The sequence below is a fragment of the Bacillus pretiosus genome, assembly GCF_051294775.1.
Lineage (GTDB): Bacteria > Bacillota > Bacilli > Bacillales > Bacillaceae_G > Bacillus_A > Bacillus_A wiedmannii.
The window spans coordinates 1-286 of the sequence record NZ_JBPPHF010000465.1; the positions used below are offsets into that span (position 1 = coordinate 1).

A 286-nucleotide genomic window follows, 5' to 3' on the forward strand; every position below is an offset into this window, starting at 1 on the left:
TTAGAAGGATTCCACGTTGAAATTACGAAAGAGCAGTTCATTGATATTGTAACCCGTGACAAAGTAGCTGTTATTGGACAAACTGGAAACTTAACACCTGCAGATAAAAAGATTTATGCATTACGTGATGTAACAGGAACAGTAAACTCAATTCCTTTAATCGCGAGTTCAATTATGAGTAAAAAAATTGCAGCTGGTGCTGACGCAATCGTACTTGATGTAAAAACAGGTGGTGGCGCATTTATGAAAACAGAAGAAGATGCAAAAGAATAAGCACATGCAATGG

Annotated in this window: 1 pseudogene; it reads left to right on the forward strand. The window is 37.1% G+C overall.

The window, feature by feature from the left end:
- Nucleotides 1–270: pseudogene (gene deoA, locus ACSG5Z_RS31750) on the forward strand (pyrimidine-nucleoside phosphorylase); the annotation flags it as partial.
- Nucleotides 271–286: the final 16 nt, after the last annotated feature.